General features: G+C 40.2%; 18 protein-coding genes and 1 pseudogene. 12 read left to right on the forward strand and 7 right to left on the reverse strand.

The annotated features are described in order from the left end of the window. Positions 1-67 precede the first annotated feature (67 nt). From E0H80_RS04685 to E0H80_RS04695, 3 genes are all read right to left on the reverse strand, one after another. A complete protein-coding gene (locus E0H80_RS04685; protein ID WP_131363619.1) occupies positions 68-1,714 on the reverse strand; it encodes an AMP-binding protein in 1,647 nt (548 codons plus the stop codon). A gap of 237 nt (positions 1,715-1,951) precedes the next feature. Then, positions 1,952-3,088: an acyl-CoA dehydrogenase family protein gene (locus E0H80_RS04690; protein WP_131363621.1), complete on the reverse strand. Its 1,137-nt coding sequence runs from the start codon at positions 3,086-3,088 to the stop codon at positions 1,952-1,954. Positions 3,089-3,359: 271 nt separating this feature from the next. Beyond that, entirely contained in the window at positions 3,360-4,130 is a 771-nt protein-coding gene (locus tag E0H80_RS04695) for a 3-hydroxyacyl-CoA dehydrogenase (RefSeq protein ID WP_131363623.1), read from the reverse strand. Between the two features lie 156 nt (positions 4,131-4,286). Between E0H80_RS04695 and E0H80_RS04700 the strand changes: the two genes are divergently transcribed. Together E0H80_RS04700 and E0H80_RS04705 are read left to right on the forward strand one after the other, a co-directional pair. Then, a complete protein-coding gene (locus E0H80_RS04700) occupies positions 4,287-5,309 on the forward strand; it encodes an AraC family transcriptional regulator (RefSeq protein ID WP_213073396.1) in 1,023 nt (340 codons plus the stop codon). Between the two features lie 204 nt (positions 5,310-5,513). Next, on the forward strand, positions 5,514-5,867 hold the full coding sequence (locus E0H80_RS04705; RefSeq protein ID WP_131363627.1) for a hypothetical protein: 354 nt from the start codon (positions 5,514-5,516) through the stop codon (positions 5,865-5,867). A 604-nt stretch (positions 5,868-6,471) separates the two neighbouring features. On the opposite strand, the gene prmC is transcribed toward E0H80_RS04705, so the two are convergent. Then, positions 6,472-7,290 carry a peptide chain release factor N(5)-glutamine methyltransferase gene (prmC, locus tag E0H80_RS04710; protein WP_131363629.1) on the reverse strand — a complete coding sequence of 273 codons (819 nt, stop codon included), beginning with the start codon at positions 7,288-7,290 and terminating at the stop codon, positions 6,472-6,474. After that, positions 7,291-8,379, reverse strand: coding sequence for a peptide chain release factor 1 (gene prfA / locus E0H80_RS04715; RefSeq protein ID WP_131363631.1), 1,089 nt, complete (start codon positions 8,377-8,379; stop codon positions 7,291-7,293). A 367-nt stretch (positions 8,380-8,746) separates the two neighbouring features. On the opposite strand from prfA, the gene E0H80_RS04720 reads away from it, so the two are divergent. From E0H80_RS04720 to E0H80_RS04745, 6 genes and pseudogenes are all read left to right on the forward strand, one after another. Next, on the forward strand, positions 8,747-9,178 hold the full coding sequence (locus E0H80_RS04720) for a hypothetical protein (protein ID WP_067866936.1): 432 nt from the start codon (positions 8,747-8,749) through the stop codon (positions 9,176-9,178). Between the two features lie 190 nt (positions 9,179-9,368). Beyond that, positions 9,369-9,806, forward strand: coding sequence for a hypothetical protein (locus E0H80_RS04725; RefSeq protein WP_131363633.1), 438 nt, complete (start codon positions 9,369-9,371; stop codon positions 9,804-9,806). Between the two features lie 190 nt (positions 9,807-9,996). Continuing rightward, positions 9,997-10,497 carry a hypothetical protein gene (locus tag E0H80_RS04730; protein ID WP_131363635.1) on the forward strand — a complete coding sequence of 167 codons (501 nt, stop codon included), beginning with the start codon at positions 9,997-9,999 and terminating at the stop codon, positions 10,495-10,497. Positions 10,498-10,656: 159 nt separating this feature from the next. After that, positions 10,657-11,658, forward strand: coding sequence for an LLM class flavin-dependent oxidoreductase (locus E0H80_RS04735; protein WP_131363637.1), 1,002 nt, complete (start codon positions 10,657-10,659; stop codon positions 11,656-11,658). A gap of 170 nt (positions 11,659-11,828) precedes the next feature. Continuing rightward, positions 11,829-12,305 (forward strand): annotated as a pseudogene (gene yiaA, locus E0H80_RS04740) (inner membrane protein YiaA). A gap of 350 nt (positions 12,306-12,655) precedes the next feature. Beyond that, on the forward strand, positions 12,656-13,210 hold the full coding sequence (locus tag E0H80_RS04745) for a flavoprotein (RefSeq protein WP_131363640.1): 555 nt from the start codon (positions 12,656-12,658) through the stop codon (positions 13,208-13,210). A 50-nt stretch (positions 13,211-13,260) separates the two neighbouring features. Here the strand turns inward: E0H80_RS04745 and E0H80_RS04750 are convergent, their stop codons facing one another. Then, positions 13,261-14,031, reverse strand: a complete 771-nt coding sequence (locus E0H80_RS04750; RefSeq protein ID WP_131363642.1) for a hypothetical protein — start codon at positions 14,029-14,031, stop codon at positions 13,261-13,263. A 50-nt stretch (positions 14,032-14,081) separates the two neighbouring features. Next, positions 14,082-14,918 (reverse strand): pyruvate, water dikinase regulatory protein, encoded by an 837-nt coding sequence (locus E0H80_RS04755; RefSeq protein ID WP_131363644.1) that lies wholly within the window; start codon positions 14,916-14,918, stop codon positions 14,082-14,084. A 154-nt stretch (positions 14,919-15,072) separates the two neighbouring features. Between E0H80_RS04755 and ppsA the strand changes: the two genes are divergently transcribed. The 4 genes from ppsA (at position 15,073) to cyoB (ending at position 21,707) form a co-directional block, all read left to right on the forward strand. Next, positions 15,073-17,451 (forward strand): phosphoenolpyruvate synthase, encoded by a 2,379-nt coding sequence (gene ppsA / locus E0H80_RS04760; protein WP_131363645.1) that lies wholly within the window; start codon positions 15,073-15,075, stop codon positions 17,449-17,451. A gap of 101 nt (positions 17,452-17,552) precedes the next feature. Then, positions 17,553-18,323, forward strand: coding sequence for an RDD family protein (locus tag E0H80_RS04765; RefSeq protein WP_131363647.1), 771 nt, complete (start codon positions 17,553-17,555; stop codon positions 18,321-18,323). A 318-nt stretch (positions 18,324-18,641) separates the two neighbouring features. Continuing rightward, the gene (gene cyoA / locus E0H80_RS04770) at positions 18,642-19,715 is read left to right on the forward strand and encodes a ubiquinol oxidase subunit II (protein WP_131363649.1); all 1,074 of its coding nucleotides are present in this window, start codon (positions 18,642-18,644) and stop codon (positions 19,713-19,715) included. Positions 19,716-19,718: 3 nt separating this feature from the next. Further along, a complete protein-coding gene (gene cyoB, locus E0H80_RS04775; protein ID WP_067866918.1) occupies positions 19,719-21,707 on the forward strand; it encodes a cytochrome o ubiquinol oxidase subunit I in 1,989 nt (662 codons plus the stop codon). Positions 21,708-21,711 lie beyond the last annotated feature (4 nt).

Raw genomic sequence — 21,711 nt, forward strand, 5'->3', positions numbered from 1 at the left:
CCGCCATTAATGGCGGTTTTTTACTTCTACAAGCTCTAGACTCTCAATCAAAATAGGCAAAGTATAACTAGACTGCTTTTTGAATTCCCTGCATTTTGGCAATTTCCTGTTGCTTGAGTAAATTGCGCTGAATTTTGCCACTCGAGGTTTTAGGTAGACCCGCTACAAATTCAATCTCCTTCGGATATGCATGTTTAGACAAACGTGAACGCACATATTCCTGAAGCTTACGATTTAACTCATCTGATGCTGAAAATTTCGGTTTGAGTACCACAAATGCTTTGACTACTTCAGTACGTGCCGGATCTGGCTTGCCAATCACCGCCGATTCCAACACCTCTTCACATTCAAGCAAAGTGCTTTCAACATCGAAAGGACCTACACGATAGCCTGATGTTGTAATGACATCGTCAGCACGCCCAATAAAATCTACCCCACCATATTCATTTAACTTAACCGTATCGCCGGTTAAATAATATTGACCCACAAAAGATTTAAGGTTATTTCCTCCATAACCTTTAAACCAGGTTAAAGGTGACTGAGAAAAGTCGATGGCCAATGTGCCGATTCCACCTTTTTCCACTTCTTCATTATTTTGATTCAATACCGCAAAACGATGACCGGGGTTGGCAAAACCTGCTGAACCGACTTTCTTTTCATGTTCCAAAGCATGATGATTGGCAATTACCATGCCCAGTTCAGTCTGTCCATATTGATCATAAATATTCACGTTTAAATCATGGTTAAACCAGTGAATCACTTCAGGCGTTAAAGGTTCACCGGCACTACTCACCACCCGTAAATGCTGTTTAATAGATGAATCAAATTTTTCTTTAAACCCAAAAAACATCCGAAATGCGGTTGGCGATCCCGTCAAGTTACTGACTTTATATTTTTGAATGATCTGCACGGCGTTATCCACGCTAAACGCACGCTCATCCATAATGATGCTATGCCCAAGACTTAAAGGTCCGGCAATGCCGTAATATAAACCATATGCCCAACCCGGATCTGCCAGATTCCAAAAAGAATCTTCTTCAAGCAAATCCACGGCATAAGTCATATACCCTTTAAATGCCAATACCGCCTTTAAAGGAACAGGAACGGATTTAGCCAATCCAGTCGTACCGGAAGTAAACATCATCAGGAAATCATCTTCAAAGGTTTGCATTACGGGTGCAAAAACTGAAGATTGCTTGGTCAGTTCGGTCCAAAAATCTGCATCTTGATGACTTAATGTATTTAATGGATGTGCTGTTAAAATATGCGTTATGGCAACACCATGCAGTTTTTTACGCTGTTCATCATTGGTCACAATCAATTTTGTTTTTGCGGTATTGATTCTGTGTTCAATCGCTTTCGACTCAAACGCAGTAAACAATGGCTGATAAATTGCACCCATACGCCATGTCGCTAAAATCGTAATCAGTAATTCCGGCGTTCGGGGTAATAAACCGGCGACACAATCGCCTGCTTTTAAGCCTACCGATATAAAATAATTTACCAATTTCCCCGAAGCTTCTGCCAGCTGTTCAAATGTCCATTCGGCAGACTCACCATTGTTGCCTTCCCAAATTAGGGCCGTTTTATTTAAGCCAAGATAACGCTCGCAACATTCTACATAGGCATTGACTGACTCAGCTGTACCGACCAGTTGCTCTGCAAGAAAACTATCAAAATTAAACTCTTGATATGCTTGTTCTAATGTCTTCATGGCGACAACCTCTCATCCGTTATTTTATTGAACAAAGCTCCTGCTTTGCTGATCCATTTTGCTTATTTTTCTGACTCTAAAATGCCAAAAACCATTCAGCATTTTCAATTTTTTAGCTTCACTCTTAAATTAGATAAACATACTTTCTCAGCTCCTGCAATTTCCTTATCCATCAGAAAATGTGCAGGATTTGAACACCGACCAAAGTCTAAAACTTAATCACCATTCGATCGCGATTTAGATTTTAGTCACTTCACGGGCAATGACTAAACGCTGAATGTCCGATGCACCTTCATAAATCTGGCTAACGCGTACATCCCGATAAATACGCTCTACTGGAAAATCAGACACATAACCATAACCACCGTGGATTTGAATGGCATCAGAACAGACGCGTTCCGCCATGGTTGATGCAAACAATTTTGCCATTGAAGCTTCTTTTAAACACGGTAAACCTGCATCTTTTAAAGTTGCAGCATGGAAAATCAGTTGCCGTGCGGCCTCAATCTGGGTGGCCATATCGGCTAAACGAAATGCCACAGCTTGATGCTGAACAATCTCTACACCAAATGCTTTACGCTCATTGGCATATTCCACCGCAGCATCTAGAGCAGCACGCGCCATGCCGACTGATTGTGCAGCAATACCAATCCGTCCTGATTCCAGATTAGATAAAGCGATTTTGTAACCTTCACCTTCCTTGCCCAATAGATTTTCAGCAGGAATTCGGCAATTTTCAAAGATGATGGTTGCAGTATCTGAACAGTGTTGTCCCATTTTTTCTTCAAGACGAGAAACAATATAACCTTCAGTTTCTGTCGGCACGATGAAACAGGAAATGCCTTTTTTCCCTGCAGATTTATCCGTCACGGCAAAGACAATCGCAACCTGCGCATACTTACCAGTAGTAATAAACTGTTTAGTGCCATTTAATACCCAAGAGTCACCGTCACGTTCTGCCTTGCATTCCAGTGCACCTGCATCCGACCCCGCTTGTGGTTCAGTTAAGCAGAAACAGCCGAGCCATTGACCTGTCGCAAGTTTGGTTAAGTATTTTTGTTTCTGATCTTCTGTGCCGTAGCGTTGGGTAATTCCGCAAGGTAACGAATTTTGGACGCTCACAATGGTAGAAATTGCCCCATCACCGGCAGCAATTTCCTCTAAGGCCACAACAAGTGATACATAATCCAGCCCGGCACCGCCCCATTGTTCTGACACGGTTATACCTAAAGCACCCAACTCCCCTAGTTCTCTCAGTTCTTGCGCAGGGAATTTAGAAGTTTTATCGCGTTCTGCTGCAGTCGGTTTCAGCTTGTTTTGCGAATAATTGCGCAACATGTCCTGAACCATTTTTTGTTCATCATTTAAAATCATTGAGTCTGCCTTTCATGGTCAGGTTTTTAAATTCGATATTTATTAAAATTTAAGCAATATTGGATACGCGACAATCCCATTCGCAACCTGAAATACTTCTGAAAGATAATATTTCTGCGAGACAGTGGACTGTAATTCTAATTAAACAGGTTTTGCCAATGGAGATGGTTTTGCCTACTTTTCCCGTAAGAAAAGTAGGTCAACCGAAGGTTATACACAGTCTTTACTTAATAACGCCAAGACTCCGTCTTCCTACTCAAAACATTGATATTTATCTCGGCTGCATACGAATCGCGCCATCTAAACGAATTACTTCACCATTCAAATAAGCATTTTCAAAAATATGACCGACCAAGTGCGCAAACTCTTCCGGTTTGGCTAAACGGGGCGGAAACGGCACCATTTGCCCCAACGCATCCTGTACATTTTGTGGCATGCCTTTTAGCATTGGTGTTTCCATAATCCCTGGAGCAATGGTCATCACACGAATTGCTTCACGAGCAAGCTCACGTGCCAAAGGTAAGGTCATTGCCACTACCGCACCTTTCGATGCTGCATAGGCAGACTGACCAATCTGACCATCAAATGCGGCAACTGAAGCTGTATTTACAATCACACCGCGTTCTTCTTCACCGGCTTTCAATTCATATTTCGCTATTAAATTTGCAGCAAAACGAATCATGTTGAATGTACCGCTGACGTTAATATTCAATACTTTTTGGAACATGGCAAAATCATGCATGCCGTCACGACCAAGTACTTTGGAAGATGGTGCAATTCCGGCACAATTGACCAAACCATTCAGCTGACCATATTGCTGTTCAATATTTTCAAAGAATGTTTTTACTGCATATTCATCTGTGACATCCAGCTTTACAAAGACTGATTGCTCACCTAAACGATGCTGCATTTCTAGGCCAAGTTCCTGATTCATATCGACCATAAGTACTTTTGCGCCTTGACCGACCAAATATGTTGCAGTTGCTGCACCTAAACCCGATGCACCGCCGGTTACTACAAATACTTTTCCTTGAATTTTCATCTTCTATTCCTATTAATTCCTTGTATGAACACTCGACTTAAGATGCAGAGTAAATGCAGTTAAGCTAGAGTACAATTTCCAAATATTGCATCCTCTGTGATGGATTTGGACAATACAAGTCACGGCAGCAAAAATACGGAATACGGATATCTGTACATGAAGGAACAAGACTTAAATTGCAGTAAAGGTACGATCTCGATCAGTCTGGTGCATGAGGCACTACTGTCTGCCGAGAATCAAGGATTGAATACACAGAATATCCTAAGCAAATCCGGCATTCCGATTGAATTAATGCAATCCAGTAAAGCGCGGGTTTCGGTGTCGCAATACGCCCAGCTTTGGACTGAATTAGCGGATACCATGAATGATGAGTTTTTTGGCATGGACAGCCATCCGATGCGCCGTGGCAGTTTTAAATTGTTATCAAAGTCCGTTATACATGCCGAAACACTGGAAACAGCATTACGACAAATTTTGCAATTTTTAAATCTGGTTCTGGATGACTTTATCAGCCAATTATTTGTTCAGGAAAACTATGCTTATATCGTGATTTATGAGCAAAAGCAGACCAAAAGAATGTTCAGTTATGCTACCTATTTAATGCTGATTCATGGTTTGATGTGTTGGTTAAGCGGACAAAGAATTCTACTCAAGCAGATTCAACTTAAATGTAATGCTCCATGGGATGATCAAGACTATAAAGTCCGTTTTTGTGAAGATATTCAATACAATAGCAACGAAAACTATATACAGTTCGATGCCAATTATTTAAATATTCAGATCAAACAAGACATACAATCATGGTATCGGTTTATTCAGCAAACGCCACAGAATCTATTGGTACGCTTTAAAAATCCGAATGCCATCAGTTCACAGATCCGTAAACACTTGATGAATGTTCCACCATCTGAATGGCTGGAGCTGAATGAAATTGCACAACGGTTAAATATGTCCGATGCCACCATTCAACGGCGCTTAAAAAGTGAAGGTATCAGTTATCAACAACTCAAAAATGATATACGGCGTGATACTGCTATTGAATTTTTAAGCAAAACAGACAAAACACTGCAAGATATTAGCGATGAATTAAACTTTCATGATCCGAGTGCATTTCATCGTGCTTTCAAGAAATGGACGGGTGTCAGTCCCGGTACTTATCGTCAACATAAAGAGCAATAAGCGACTTATATTTACAAATTCTAAAAATGATTAATTAATAGTATTAAAAATTTCATGCGTTTGAAAAAGTGCTATTCCGCTCATCGAAAGATAGTTGCATTTTATTCCAAAATAGGTTATTTTTCACTCAATTTAAAAGCATAATTTTATGCTTGACCTGCTGTACTCCTCCCCGTGAAATCACCTTAAATTAAAGGTTCTGACATGCTTAAGATGATTGATGTACTAGAACAAAACTTGGTACAAAATTTTACTCACTCACTCAACACCCCCACCTCTCAATTTGATGAGCTTTTGAATCAAGGTATTTTAAATGCTTCTGAGTCAGCACTTCAAAAGGCTGTGGTCAGCTTTTTCAATCGTGAAGATGCCATTGAATCAGCACAAGCACTGGATATTAGCGCTGAACGTATTCAAGCTTTACAAACGGGCGTCGCTTTAAAAGATGATCGATATCTTGCAGATACTGCAAAAATTGTGGCGCTTTGCTTGGCACTCGAAACCGATACTCTGAATCAATTAGACATATCTGATTGTTTACAAGACTTTCCGGTATAAATCTAAAGTAAATTAAAAAAAGCGGCTCCAGTGAGTCGCTTTTCTATAGATAAATCTAACCTATCTAAATGAAAATAAATATAATATATTTTATCCCCCCCTTGAAAACTGCATTAATCACCAGCTCTATTTTTTGCTGTCGGCCTTTTCCTTGCCTTTTTTTGTAATTACATAAAAATTACAATGAAATTTCATTTTTTATTTTTAATTCTAAAATATTTTTCAGTTTGCTATCATTTAAATTAATTTATTTTTTTGATATATAAAAAAATAATCAAAATCTTATTAAAAAATTCACTGTATGTAGAGATATTAATACAAATTATTCTAGTTCTGGCTGCGTTATTCCCTGACTCTATTCATCCAATACGTAGTTCTATTATTAACCGAACGAATAGGATTTATCTGCAAAATTTTGGCTTTAAACTAAACAATGAATGTAATTACAATATGTTTGAGGAATAACTATAATCTAACCGCTATTCCGAATAAGCTTAAATTTTATTGGCGATTTTATAAAAAAGACCGATAGTTTACGCTGGCGCGATGTCATCAAAAAATAAAGCGCTTTTCAGCGCTTTATTTTTAAATCGATCACTTTCAGTTACTTGGAACAACCAATCGTTACCCGATTATTGCCACCGTAATCTTTAATGGTTTGAATATCTTTATACCCATATTTTTTAAACAGTTGATACACCACACCGGCTTGGTCATAACCATGCTCAAGTGCGATCCAACCATTGGCGGTTAACCACTTTTTACCGTTTTGAATAATAAATTCAATATCAGCCAAACCATTATTGCCTGCTACCAAAGCACGTCGAGGCTCTGCCGCCAAACCTTTAATGTGTTTATCCTGAGGATCAATATAGGGAGGATTCGATACAATCACATCAAAGAACTGATTTTTTTCCAACGCTTTAAACCAGCTACCTAAAGCAAATTTCACCTGAGGCAAATCATGCTTGTCGGCATTAAATTTCGCAACTTCTAAAGTCGGTGCATAAATATCAGTCGCTGTGATGGCCCATTCAGGACGCTCACTGGCAAGGGATAAAGCAATTGCACCCGTTCCCGTACCTAAATCCACGACACGTGCATCGTCAGGCAAATCTAGATGTAACACAGATTCCACCAGAACTTCAGTATCTGGACGCGGCACCAAAGTATCTTTGGTCACTTTTAAATCAAGCGTCCAAAATGGCTGTGAACCAGTCACATACGCTAAAGGTTCACCATCTTCGATGCGGTTTAAGGCATCGATATAAGCATTTTCTTGCTCAGCGGTCAGTTGCTGATCCTTTTTCATCACCAAATCAAAAGAATCAATTTTGGTGATATGTTCGAGTAACCAAGCGTTTTCTTGGCGCTCATAACTTTCTGCTTCACCACGTAAGGCCAAAGCCTGTGCAATATTCAATTAACCACCATTCTGTTGTGCAAGCATTGCCAGCTGATCTGCCTGATATTCACGATGTAAGCTGTCGAGCAATTCTGTTAAATCACCTTCCATCACCGCATCTAACTTATACAAGGTTAAGTTAATACGGTGATCGGTCATCCGGCCTTGCGGATAGTTGTAGGTACGAATACGTTCTGAACGGTCACCTGAACCGACCAAGTCACGGCGCATTTCCGAAGTTGCAGCATCGGCAGCGGCACGTTTGGCATTTTCCAGACGTGAAACCAGTAAAGCCATGGCTTTGGCTTTGTTTTTATGCTGTGAACGTTCATCCTGACATTCCACCACTGTTCCAGTTGGAAGATGGGTAATACGTACCGCAGAATCAGTTTTATTAATGTGCTGACCACCCGCGCCCGATGCACGATAAGTATCAATACGCAGTTCAGATGAATTGATTTCAACTGAAGTATCGACATCCACTTCTGGAAGAATCGCTACCGTACATGCAGAGGTATGTACGCGGCCTTGAGATTCGGTTGCAGGTACACGCTGCACACGATGCGCGCCACTTTCAAATTTCAGGCGACCATACACGCCTTCACCATTAATCAGACAAATAACTTCTTTATAACCGCCATGCTCGCCTTCATTCTCGGACAGGATTTCTAATTTCCAGCCTTGAGCTTCGGCATACTTGCTATACATGCGATATAAGTCACCCGAGAAGATTGCAGCTTCATCCCCTCCAGTTCCGGCACGAATCTCTAAATAAGCCGAGTTGGCATCATTCGGATCTTTCGGGATCATCAGGATATTTAAGTCTGCTTCAAGAGATGCAATCAGCGCCTTGTTTTCCTGAATTTCTTCCTGCGCCATTTCCTTAAAATCAGGATCGGACAACATGGTTTCAGCAGTCTCAATGTCTTTTTCAGCTTGAGTGTACTTTTTCCAAACTTCAGTGATTTCGCTTAAGTCACTATATTCACGCGAAAGTTGACGAAAGCGTTTGTTGTCAGAAATGACTTCTATATCCGCAAGTAATGCGTTTAATTCTTCATGACGGTCAGAAAGTTGATCTAATCGTAAACGTAACGATTCTTTCATTTTGCAAAATATCTCAATACAACGGCTATCTCCATGCCTTATATGACATAGAGCAGCTCAAAAAAATTGTGCCTAGTGTAACGATTCTCAGGTTTAAATGACATAGATATTGTTGAGACAACCCAGCTTATCCACAAGGATTTTCTAAAAATAGGATTGAAGTGACTTTTGGTTTTATTCTCATTTCAGTCATAAATACATATTCCAGGGTGATTTCTCCACATTGTTAATATAACTTTACAAAGTAGCCACTAAACGCCACAACTCTGTTTACTCCTCTCCATATTTATCTAAATTATTTTTGTTACATTTGCTCCATCGAAATAACTTAATTAGAACGTCCGCTTTTTGGGACATGGAGTTCACTATGAAACTGAATACATTATTATTAAGTGCAACATTAGCTGCATCATCAATGATGGCAGTCAATGCTCATGCCGACAATTCAACTCGTATTGCTGCAACTTCTGCTTTAGGTAGTGTGGCGGGTACTGCCCTGGGTAAGCAAATGGGTGGTAATACTGGCGCAATGATCGGTTCTGCAATTGGCGGCGCTGGTGGTGCTGCGGTTTCTGCTGATCGACGTAATCGTACTGGTGCTGCCATCGGTGGTGGTCTAGGCGGCGTAGGTGGTTATACTGTAGGTAAAAGCATGGGCGGAACAACTGGCGGTTATGTTGGTTCAGCTTTAGGTGCTGCCGGCGGTTCAGTTCTGGGTAAAAAAGTATCAGAAGACCGTCGTGCCGACCAACGTTCTTACAAAAAACATTCTAAAAAATACCGTCGCAGCCATCGTTAATTCATCAGCATTCGGCTGAACTTAAAAAGCACCTTCGGGTGCTTTTTTTTGCATCATCATTATTACTTGTTAATTATGGATAAATTTGGCAGAAAAAACACAAACGATGAACAAGTCATCCATCTTCAATGCAACGCCTTCTACTATCTTAGACTTAAGAGATAACAACAGATTCCAACTGGAGTTCACCATGAAATTTAATTCAATTCTATTTGCTACAGTCATTGCAACTTCTGCTATTGCCACTACAGCAACTTATGCAGGCAATACAACCAATGTTGCTTTAACCTCTGCACTTGGTAGCGTAGTGGGTACTGCAGTGGGTAAACAAATGGGTGGTAACACTGGGGCAATGATTGGTTCTGCACTTGGTGGTGCGGGCGGTGCTGCTGTTTCAGCGAATAAACGTGACCGTACCGGTGCTGCAATCGGTGGTGGTTTAGGTGGTGTTGGTGGCTACACTGTAGGTAAAAGTATTGCCGGTACAAATGGTGGTTATATCGGTTCGGCTTTAGGCGCAGCTGGTGGTTCAGTACTGGGTAAAAAAGTAAGTGAAGACCGTCGCTATGATGACCGTACAGACCGCCGTTATAATAGCTATAATAACCGTCGCTACAATCGCCGTTAAGCGTCAGAGTTAAAGTTTAAAGCATCTTCGGGTGCTTTTTTACTTTTTAATGATGAGGATCGATGGGTTAATTATGGATAAATCTGGCAGAAAAAAAATACAAATGATGAACAACTCATCCATTTTCATTTCTACATCTTTTATTACATTTAACTCAAGAGATAACAAAAGCTTCAAAAAGGAGTTTGCCATGAAATTTAATTCAATCATTCTTGCTGCTGTATTAACTTCATCTGCTTTAACGATGACTACAGCCAATGCAGACAATGCAACAAATACTGCCTTAACCTCTGCCTTAGGGGGTGTCGTGGGTGCCGCAGTCGGTAAACAAATGGGTGGTACCACAGGCGCAATGATTGGTTCCGCTATTGGTGGAGGTGCTGGTGCTGGTGTTGCTGCCAACAAACGTGACCGTACTGGCGCTGTGATTGGCGGTGCTTTGGGTGGTGCGGGTGGCTATACCGTAGGTAAAAATATGGGTGGAACCAATGGTGGTTACATTGGTGCTGGTCTAGGTTCTGCTGGTGGTGCATTACTGGGCAAAAAAGTAAGTGAAGACCGCCGTTATGATGATCGCTATGATCGTGATGAGCGTCGCTATAATGATCGTTATGATCGTCGTAACAACAGTTATCGTTACAACGACCGTCACGACAATGGTCGTCATTTAGGTTGGAATAAGCGTCGTTAATACTAAAGATTCAATTTAAAGCACCTTAGGGTGCTTTTTTTATTTAAGGGCTGCAATTACTTAATTCATACTGATAGCAGCAATATATCGAAAAAAAACGATATACAAACTTGATCAGTCATCGTATGCTTTTCTTAGCTTCCATATTTGAGAAAACCAATGCGCTCATTAAAAGATATCCAATTTTCGATACTTGAACTTGCACCCGTCCGTGATGATAAAAGCATTCAGTTTTCACTGCATCATGCTTTGGAAGTGGCACAAAAAGCCGAACAATTAGGCTACACACGTCTATGGTTGGCAGAACATCATAATATGGACGGTATTGCCAGTTCAGCGACTGCTGTTTTACTGGGTTATATCTTAGCCAATACACATAGCTTAAAAGTCGGTTCGGGTGGCATCATGCTGCCGAATCATGCCCCACTGATCGTTGCTGAACAATTTGGTACTTTAGCCACTCTTTATCCCAATCGCGTTGAATTAGGTCTCGGTCGAGCACCCGGTACAGATCAGGTCACGATGCGTGCTTTACGTCGCGGTCGTCAGGAAACAGAAGATCAGTTTCCACAAGATGTAATGGAAATTCTGCAATACTTTAGAGAACCCGTGCCGCATCAACGTATTGTTGCAACACCCGGTCAAAACACCCATGTTCCAGTTTGGCTTTTAGGTTCAAGTTTATTTAGTGCGCAACTGGCCGCTAAATTAGGACTTCCCTATTCTTTTGCTTCACATTTTGCGCCACGCATGCTCGATCAGGCGATCAAACTGTATAGAGACAACTTTGAACCTTCAGAATATTTAGCTCAGCCTTATGTTTCCATGGGTGTTCCCACTGTCGTCGCTCAAACCGATGAAGAAGCTGAATATCTGGCGACTAGTGCGTATCAACGTGTATTGGGCTTAATGCGTGGGCAAAGTTTAAAACTTAAAGCACCTGTTAAAACGATGGAAGGAATTTGGTCACCTGCGGAAAAAATGTCAGTCGATAATTTTTACGCAATGGGACAAGTAGGTTCAGCAGAAACCGTCAAAGCAGGTTTAGAAAAACTGATTGAAAAATATGACGTTAATGAGTTTATTTTTACCTGTGATATTTACGATACAGATAAACGCATTCAGAACTTCGAATTACTCATGGATATCAAAAATTCCTGATACCCTTCAATTATCTTAAATAGCACCTGCATAGGTGCTATTTTTTATGTCAAATCCCTATTCAGCTGATCATTTTATCTATTTATTACCGATCTAACACCATTTGCGATTTTGTTTAGCTTAGGCACAATAGCTATATAAGAAAATTGAATAAAAAAATGAAAAATAGAATGAATCAATATATTAAAAAACCTACTTCTGCATTTATTGCTGCAAGGTGGGTCGCTCTGATTGCGGGTGCAGCAGCATATATCATTGGCTTATTTAACGCGCCCATGTGACTGAATGAAAAAGGCTATTATTTAATCCTGATTTTATATGGCTTATTTGCCGCAGTGTCTTTGCAAAAAATTGTCCGCGATAAACTCGAAGGCATTCAGGTAACTGCTATTTATTTTGGACTTTGCTGGGCATCCATCATTATCTGTATTGCATTACTGGCGATTGGTTTATGGAATGCCTCACTTGCATTAAGTGAAAAGGGGTTTTATATCATGGCATTTTTACTGAGTTTATTTGGAGCGGTGGCGGTACAAAAGAATATTCGCGATTTAGACTATCTCAGATCACATATCCAATCACCAAGTGTTCCTCATTATACAAATACAGAATTTCAACATATTAAACAGGATGAAGAAAAAAATTAAGACCTCATCCCTATTAGAAATAAACTTAAAAATTATCAATTACAGGTAATTATTTGCTTTTTTATGCAAGCATAAATATTAAGCAAAGGTAAATTGTTATGCCTGAATAAATATCCCAGGATTACCAAAAAAAATTAAATGAGAGCACTGCATTTATTGATATTAAATTATCTCATTCTAGTCACATAGCAGCTTGAATCATGAGCAAAAACTAATTCATATTCTGGTCAGCAATAAAGTTGCGATGACTGACCAGATTTCAGAAAAATCTTTACCAAAAGTTGTAACTTGGATATACCAAAGAGCTGTAGAACCGACCGTAACAAAGTAAAATAAGAAAGGATATGTAAATGATTAACAACAAAAAGAATCCATTGGATGGCTTCTTTCAAAATACGCCCGATTTTTTCCAGAACTTTAAAGGAAAAATTGTTGCCGCTGAAGATATTAAACTGTGTGATTTTTCCAATTTAAATGTGGCTATTGTCGGTGCAAACCAAATGACAGTGACGCATTTAGATCAAATCTGTAATCAAGCAAAATTGGTTAAAATATTTCAAATTGCACCACATTTTATTTTGCCACACACTGAAAAAGCCACTCACAGGCTGCTTTCACATCCTTTAATTATTAAAAATCGCCGCTTATTTAACAATCGGGTCAAATCATTATTGGCTATTCGCTATCTCGAATCACAACTGAAAGACAACTGGTTAAAACGTCAGTTAATGCCCAACTCAGCAAGCGAAAATAAAGTGTTTTTTAAGTCAGATACTTACTATGCAGCACTACAGCGTGAAAACTGTAAGTTAATTACCTGGCCGGTGGTTAAAATTACAGAACAAGCCGTACAGAGCATGGAAGGTATTGAACATTTAGTAGATGTGATTATCACGACCTATTAAGGTTGAAAGATAAAAAAGAGGCATGTCAGCCTCTTTTTTTATTGATCAATTTATTTCACTGTACCGATATATTGATAATTATTTTTAGTCTTTTGATAACGCAAATAATTTTGTGTCAATTCACCTGATGGCTTAATCAATAGAATATCAATGTTTTTGAGATCCTGAGATACACGAATATAGTGGCGATCCATATCAAAAGGTTGGATATTTTTTAAATAATAATGACAGTCATAATTGATATTAATCTGATCAAGTGCTTTTGTTTTGGTCTTAAAAATCTTCACGCTTTTATATTGATTATTATTAATCTGATTCGCTTGAATACTATATTGCCCCTCACAACTACTGCCAATATATGTTCTGGAAATAAGATAAGTTGGAACATTATTTAATTGGGTTTGACGAATGGCTTTAATAAATCCCCCATCATCTAGTGCGTGTGTAATGACTTTGTTGCCGTGTTTAAACTGCACATAGGACTCAAATTCACGCATTGAGCCACCAGCAGAAATATTAAACGTATAAAACTTAAGCTTTCGATCAGGACTGTAATTCAATAAAAGTAGGTTTTTATCGAGTAAATTTTTAAATGGATATTCAAAACTTTGTGAATTTCTCTCAATAAAATTTGCTACTTTTGTCGCCACTTCTTGGTTAACGCCGTCATTTTCATAGCGATCAGTCAAACTGGTTTTATAATATTTATTAATGATATTACTTTCAAATTGAGCAACCGATTCTGCAAAAGTCGAACTACTCACCAGACTCAGCATAGCGAAAAAAAGAGCAATTGTTTTTAGCTTTAATATTTTATACATATAACAATCCTCTTAATTTTCGATTATATAGAGTAGAGTTAAAGATTAATTTAACCAATACGACGTTTAAGACCTGTCATTTGTAAAACACGGGTTGAAATTTCTTCAATCGACATTTCCGAAATATTCAAATATTTAATCCCTTCAGAAATAAAAATCCCTTCAACTGCACGAAGTTCCATCTGGCATTGACTGAAACTCGCATAACGGCTATTGGCTTTACGTTCCTTACGAATCGCTACAAGACGCTCTGCATCAATCATTAAACCAAACAGTTTACTTTTATGTGGACGCAATACCGCAGGCAAACGGTTGTCATCCAGGTCTTCTTCGGTTAACGGATAGTTCGCCACACGAATACCAAATTGTAATGACAAATAAATTGAGGTTGGAGTTTTGCCTGACCGTGACACGCCGATTAGAATCAAATCAGCTTTATCATAATGGCGTGTACGTGCCCCATCATCATTGTCCAAAGCAAAATGAACCGCATCAATACGGGCTTTATACGACGCTGAATCGGTCACTGCATGGGTTTGTCCGACTAAAGTTGTAGGAGCGGTACCTAAAACCTCAGATAATTTACCAATAAGCCCCTCAAATACATCAAGATTTACCGCATTCGCAGTGTTGATAATATCGCGTACATACGGGTCTACAAGGGTATCAAACACCAAGGGTTGCTGCCCATCACGATCTGCGCGTTGATTAATTTCCGCAACCACATTCATTGCAGCTTCTTCAGAGCTAATATAAGGAATAATATGAATGTCAAAATCAACATGAGGAAACTGCGCTAACAGTGAATGTCCAAGGGTTTCAGCAGTAATTGCGGTACCATCGGAAATAAAAAATACACTGCGCTTAATCTGTTTACCTTCTGACATTAAAATTCTCCTTAAATATTTGTCTAAGTACTGTAAAATCTTTATAGTAAACCGATCTTACATGACTGTCGCCGAGTTAAATCAAAAAGCCACGCGATTTGTTATAATTTCATGCCAAGATAGTGATTAATACTGCAAAAGTGGAGTAACAACTTTGGAAGCGCGCGTAATTGGTCTAGAAAAATTAGGGAAGCACGACGTTGAACTTGTAGGTGGGAAAAACTCATCTTTAGGTGAAATGATCAGCCATTTATCCAATGCTGGTGTGTCAGTACCAGGTGGTTTCGCAACGACTGCGGCTGCTTATCGTGAATTTCTCGAGCAAAGTGGCCTAAACGCTAAAATTCAGGCAGAGCTATCAACTTTAAACGTTGATGACGTAAATGCTCTTGCAGTATCTGGCGCTAAAATTCGCCAATGGATTGTCGATACTCCGCTTACAGCAGGACTTGAAAAAGAAGTTCGCGACGCTTTCGCTGAACTATCTAGCGGCAACCCTGATATCGCGGTTGCCGTTCGCTCATCTGCGACTGCAGAAGATTTACCAGACGCTTCTTTTGCCGGCCAGCAAGAAACTTTCTTGAACATTCGCGGGATCGACAATGTACTGATCGCGATTAAAGAAGTTTTTGCATCTTTATATAATGACCGTGCAATTTCATACCGCGTACACCAAAACTTTAAACATGAAGTTGTTGCCCTTTCTGCGGGTATTCAACGCATGGTGCGTTCTGAAACAGGCGCTGCCGGTGTAATGTTTACACTAGATACAGAATCTGGTTTCCGTGATGTTGTCTTCATTACTGCATCTTATGGTTTGGGTGAAATGGTCGTTCAGGGCGCAGTAAACCCTGATGAATTCTACCTCTCTAAACCATTATTAAACGCTGGCAGACATTCTATCCTGCGTCGTAATCTTGGCTCTAAACACCAAAAAATGATTTATGGCGAAGAAGCTTCTGCTGGTAAATCTGTGGTGGTTGTAGACGTTGAAAAACAAGATCGTCAACAATTCGCGTTAAATGATCACGAACTCCAAGAACTTGCCAAACAGGCATTGATCATTGAAAACCATTACGGTTCTCCAATGGACATCGAATGGGCGAAAGATGGCGATGATGGTGAAATTTATATCGTTCAAGCACGTCCTGAAACAGTAAAAAGCCGTGAAAATGTCGGCACAATGGAACGCTACCTGCTTAAACAAAAAGGTACTGTGATTTGTGAAGGTCGTTCAATTGGTCAACGTATCGGTTCTGGTCGTGTACGTATTGTTTCTTCAATCAAAGAAATGGACAAAGTGCAAGACGGTGATGTTCTTGTATCTGACATGACTGACCCGGATTGGGAACCAGTTATGAAACGTGCCGCTGCGATTGTAACAAATCGTGGTGGTCGTACTTGTCATGCTGCCATTATTGCGCGTGAGCTGGGTGTTCCTGCAATCGTGGGTTGTGGTAACGCAACTGAAGTACTTGTAGATGGTCAGGAAGTAACTGTATCTTGTGCTGAAGGTGATACAGGCTTTATCTACGAAGGTTCTTTAGATTTCGAAATTCAACGTAACTCGATTGAATCTATGCCTAAACTTCCGTTCAAAATCATGATGAACGTAGGTAACCCTGACCGCGCATTCGATTTCGCCACCATTCCGAACGAAGGTATTGGTCTTGCACGTTTAGAATTCATCATCAACCGTATGATTGGCGTCCATCCTAAAGCGTTATTGAACATTGACAGTCTTCCACGCGAAACTCGTGCAGCTGTTATGGCGCGTACTGCAGGTTACTCTTCTCCAATCGAATTCTATGTCGAAAAATTGGTTGAAGGGATTTCAACGCTTGCTGCAGCATTCGCTGACAAACCCGTGATTGTTCGTATGTCTGACTTCAAGTCAAACGAATATGCCAACTTGATCGGCGGTAAGTTATACGAACCAGAAGAAGAAAACCCAATGCTTGGTTTCCGTGGCGCTAGCCGTTACGTGTCTGACAACTTCCGTGACTGTTTTGAGCTTGAATGCCGCGCATTGAAGAAAGCACGTGACGAAATGGGCTTAACCAACATTCAAATTATGATTCCTTTCGTACGTACAGTTGCTGAAGCGAAACGTGTGATGGAATTGTTGGCGCTTAATGGTCTTAAGCGTGGTGAAAATGGTCTTAAAGTGATCATGATGTGTGAATTGCCAACCAATGCATTATTGGCTGACCAATTCCTTGAACACTTTGATGGCTTCTCGATCGGTTCTAACGACTTGACTCAGTTAACACTTGGTCTTGACCGTGACTCTGGTATTGTTTCTCACCTGTTTGACGAGCGTGATCCAGCGGTTAAAGCGCTTCTTTCAATGGCAATTCAGGCATGCCGTAAAGCAGGCAAATACGTCGGTATTTGTGGTCAGGGTCCTTCTGATCATCCAGATCTTGCACAATGGCTGATGGAACAAGGTATTGAGTCAGTATCGCTAAACCCAGACTCGGTTTTAGACACTTGGTTCTTCCTTGCTGAAGAAAAAGCTCAACAAGCTTAAAAAACTATGTTAAAAAAAGACCCACATTTGGGTCTTTTTTTTCATCTATAATTTAAGGGTTTGCTATACAAACCTAATTTACGTTTTGAGATTTAATATTTATGCAAATTTACTTGGCGCGTAATAATCAACAAGCTGGTCCATATACGCTAGAGCAGCTCAATCAAATGCTCGCTAGCCAGCAAGTTCTTCTTACAGATCTAGCTTGGCATCAAGGCATGACCGAATGGAAAGCTTTAGGTGAATTAACCCAAGGTAAACTTGTATATCAACCTGAAGGTTATATTGCTCCCACACCTTTTCCTGAGCAAACCCCTGTTCAGAATTCCAGCTCTAACAAAATACATGTTGAAAGTAAAGCAGCTCAGAATAATGAACTGGCTTCAATTAGCACACGAATCTTGGCAAAAATTATTGATTTATTGCTCTGGTTACCTGCAGCTGCCATTCCATCTTTTTTCCTGAAACCCGAACAAGTTAACCAGTTGTCAGAAATTCAGCAAAAGATGCAATCCACCGAAACGTCAACTCAGGCAGTTCAGTTACAACAGCAATTATTTACCCTTATTCCAGCAGAAGCATGGCAAGCGATGTTTATATACATCATTATTATGCTCGGAATTCAGGCCTTTATGCTGGCTAAATCTGGGCAAAGTATTGGTAAGAAACTGACCAAAATTAAAATTGTAGATGTGGAAAGTGGTGAGAAAGTAAGCTTAATGCGTGCCTTCACTTTACGGAGTTTCATTTTTATTATTTTAAATCTGTTGTTTATGCCGTTTATCACCATCATTGACCATGTCTTTGCCATGAGTGAAAAACGTCAAACTTTGCATGATAAATTAGCCAAAACTAAAGTGGTTAAACAATAATCACCCCCTCAAACAGGGATTATTTTATATCCCTGTTTCTCCCCAGAATATTGATATTAAAATAAAATTATTATAGTAAAAGTTTAATTCCGAGTAAAAAAATCAGTTTTTATAACAGTCATTTAAAGCTTCCTAACATATAGCTTAGTTCAACAATATGAGGCATAATGCCTCACAACGTAGCGGTGTCTCATGATTGGGAAGGTTTTTTTATACTTAGAATTTCTAAGTGAAAAATAAAACCTTTCCAATCATGCGACACTTTAATCGCTATCCCATATTAAATTATGGAATGGGACTCTTCACCGAGGTTGTAAAATGAGACAAACAATTTTAGCTGTATTGTCTTTATCTGCGATGGCTACACTCTTGACTGGGTGTGGCGGTGATATGGTACTTCTAAACTCAAAAGGTCCAGTTGCTCAAGGTCAATCTGACCTGATGATGACTGCGATCTATTTAATGCTTTTGGTGGTTATTCCATCAGCAATTATGGCATTGTGGTTTGGATGGAAATATCGCGCATCGAATAAAGATGCAGACTATAAACCTACATGGGCACACTCAACTGCAATTGAAATTGTAGTATGGGGCATACCTGTCATTATTATTGGTATTCTAGCGTGGTTAACTTGGTGGGGTTCCCACAAGTATGACCCATACCGTCCAGTAGAATCTGATAAAGCGCCTTTAACTGTTCAAGTTATTGCTGAACAATTCAAATGGATCTTCATCTACCCAGAACAAAACATTGCGACTGTTAACGAAATTCGCTTTCCAGAGAAAACTCCGGTTAGTCTTCGTTTAACTTCTAATTTCACAATGAATTCGTTCTTTATCCCTGCATTGTCTGGTCAGATTTATGCAATGGCGGGTATGCAGACTCACTTGAACTTCTTGGCAGACGAAACCAGCCCGGCCGACGGCTTCCGCGGTTTCTCTTCTAACTATTCAGGTTATGGCTTCTCACAAATGCGCTTCCGTGCTCATTCTGTGACAGATGCACAGTTTGCTGAATGGGTAGCGGCAGTTAAATCAGGTAATGGCACTTCAGTAAATCCAAATGCAGTTCAAAAAACTGTTTTAGATCAAACTGAATTTGCTGCTTTACGTGACGGTAACCGTTCTAAGCACCAAATCGAAGTAATGGTTGTGAATGCTCAAACTCCTGAAGAGAAGGCTGCTGCTGAAGCATTGAAGCCTTATCCAACTAAGCCACATCCAGTGACTTATTACTCTTCTGTAGAGCCTAAATTATTCGAATCAGTGATTAACAGATACATGAGCAATTACCACGGTGCTGATCATTCAGCAACTGCTGGTCACGAAGCCGCTGCTTCTGATGCTCATGCAAATGTTGAACATGCGACTGCAGCTTCTGTAGAGGAATAAGACATGAGCTTATTAGGTAAGTTAGGGCCGGATTCAATCCCACACGATCCAATTGTATTGGTGACTGTTGCGATGATGATCCTAGGTGGCCTTGCAGTCGCTGCAGGGATCACCTACTTTAAAAAATGGAACTACTTGTGGACTGAATGGTTCACCTCTGTAGACCATAAAAAAATTGGTATCATGTATATCTTTGTATCTGTAATCATGTTGGTTCGTGGTTTCGCAGATGCAATCATGATGCGTCTTCAGCAGTTCCTCGCTCGAGGTGGTGGTGAAGGCTATTTACATCCTGAACATTACGATCAGATCTTTACTGCCCATGGCGTAATCATGATCTTCTTCGTAGCAATGGGTCTTGTAGTCGGCTTAATGAACATCTCTGTACCTTTACAGATTGGTGCTCGTGACGTTGCCTTCCCGTTATTGAACTCACTCAGTTTCTGGTTATTTGCCGGTGCTGCGGGTCTGATGATGGCTTCTCTTGCACTGGGTGAATTCGCTGCAACTGGTTGGATGGCTTACCCTCCACTATCAGGCATTGAATATTCTCCGGGCGTAGGTGTTGACTACTATATCTGGGCACTTCAAATTTCAGGCTTGGGTACGCTTTTAACAGGTGTTAACTTCTTTGTTACCATCATTAAAATGCGCGCACCTGGCATGACACTGATGGATATGCCGATCTTTACCTGGACATCTTTATGTACAGCAGTATTGATCATTGCAGCGTTCCCAGTGTTAACTGCTACAATTGCAATGTTGTCGCTTGACCGTTACTTCGGTTTCCACTTCTTTACAAATGACTTGGGTGGTAGCCCAATGTTGTATGTAAACTTGATTTGGACTTGGGGTCACCCGGAAGTTTATATTTTGGTATTACCTGCATTCGGTATTTACTCAGAAGTTGTATCAACTTTCTCGCGCAAAGCTTTGTTCGGTTACAAATCAATGGTCTATGCAACTGTAGCAATCACAGTATTGTCTTTCGTTGTGTGGGTTCACCATTTCTTTACCATGGGTGCTGGTGCCAACGTTAACGCGTTCTTCGGTATCATGACCATGATTATTGCCATCCCTACTGGTGTGAAAATCTTCTCTTGGTTATTCACCATGTACAAGGGTCGCATTACCTTTACAACACCAATGCTTTGGACACTTGGTTTCCTTGTGACTTTTGGTATCGGTGGTTTAACAGGTGTATTAATGGCAGTTCCACCAGCGGACTTCCTGGTACATAACTCGTTATTCTTGATTGCTCACTTCCATAACGTAATTATTGGTGGTGTAGTATTTGCAATGTTCGCAGGTATCATTTTCTACTGGCCAAAAATGTTTGGTTGGAAACTCAATGAGACTTGGGGTAAAGCAGCGTTCTGGTTCTGGTTCTTCGGTTTCTACTTTGCATTCATGCCACTTTATATCCTCGGTTTCATGGGTATGACGCGTCGCTTGAATACATATGACAACCCAGAATGGGATCCGTATGTATCGATTGCATTGTTCGGTGCTGTTCTGGTTGCTCTTGGTATTGCATGTTTCTTAATGCAAATCATTGTTGGTTTCTTGCAACGCAACAACAATATCGATCACACCGGCGATCCATGGGATGGTCGTGTACTTGAATGGTCTACTTCGTCTCCTGCTCCATTTTATAACTTTGCTCATCTTCCAAAGATCAATGGTATTGATACTTTCTGGACTGACAAAGAAAATGGCATCGCATACGCTAAACCAACCAAGTATGAAGACATTCATATGCCAACCAACCGTGCGGCTGGTTTCATTATTGCAATGCTGCTTACGGTAATGGGCTTTGCTTTAATCTGGCATATCTGGTGGTTAGTAGCCGTTGGATTCATTGGTGCTATCGTTTCGTTTATCGTAAGTTCATTCACTAAGAAAGTGGATTACTATGTGCCTGCTGCTGAAGTAGAACGCATTGAAAACGAACGCTATGCGATTCTTGAAAAACACTTGAAGAAGGACTAAGACA

It is taken from the genome of Acinetobacter sp. ANC 4779 (genome assembly GCF_004331055.1).
Classification (GTDB): domain Bacteria; phylum Pseudomonadota; class Gammaproteobacteria; order Pseudomonadales; family Moraxellaceae; genus Acinetobacter.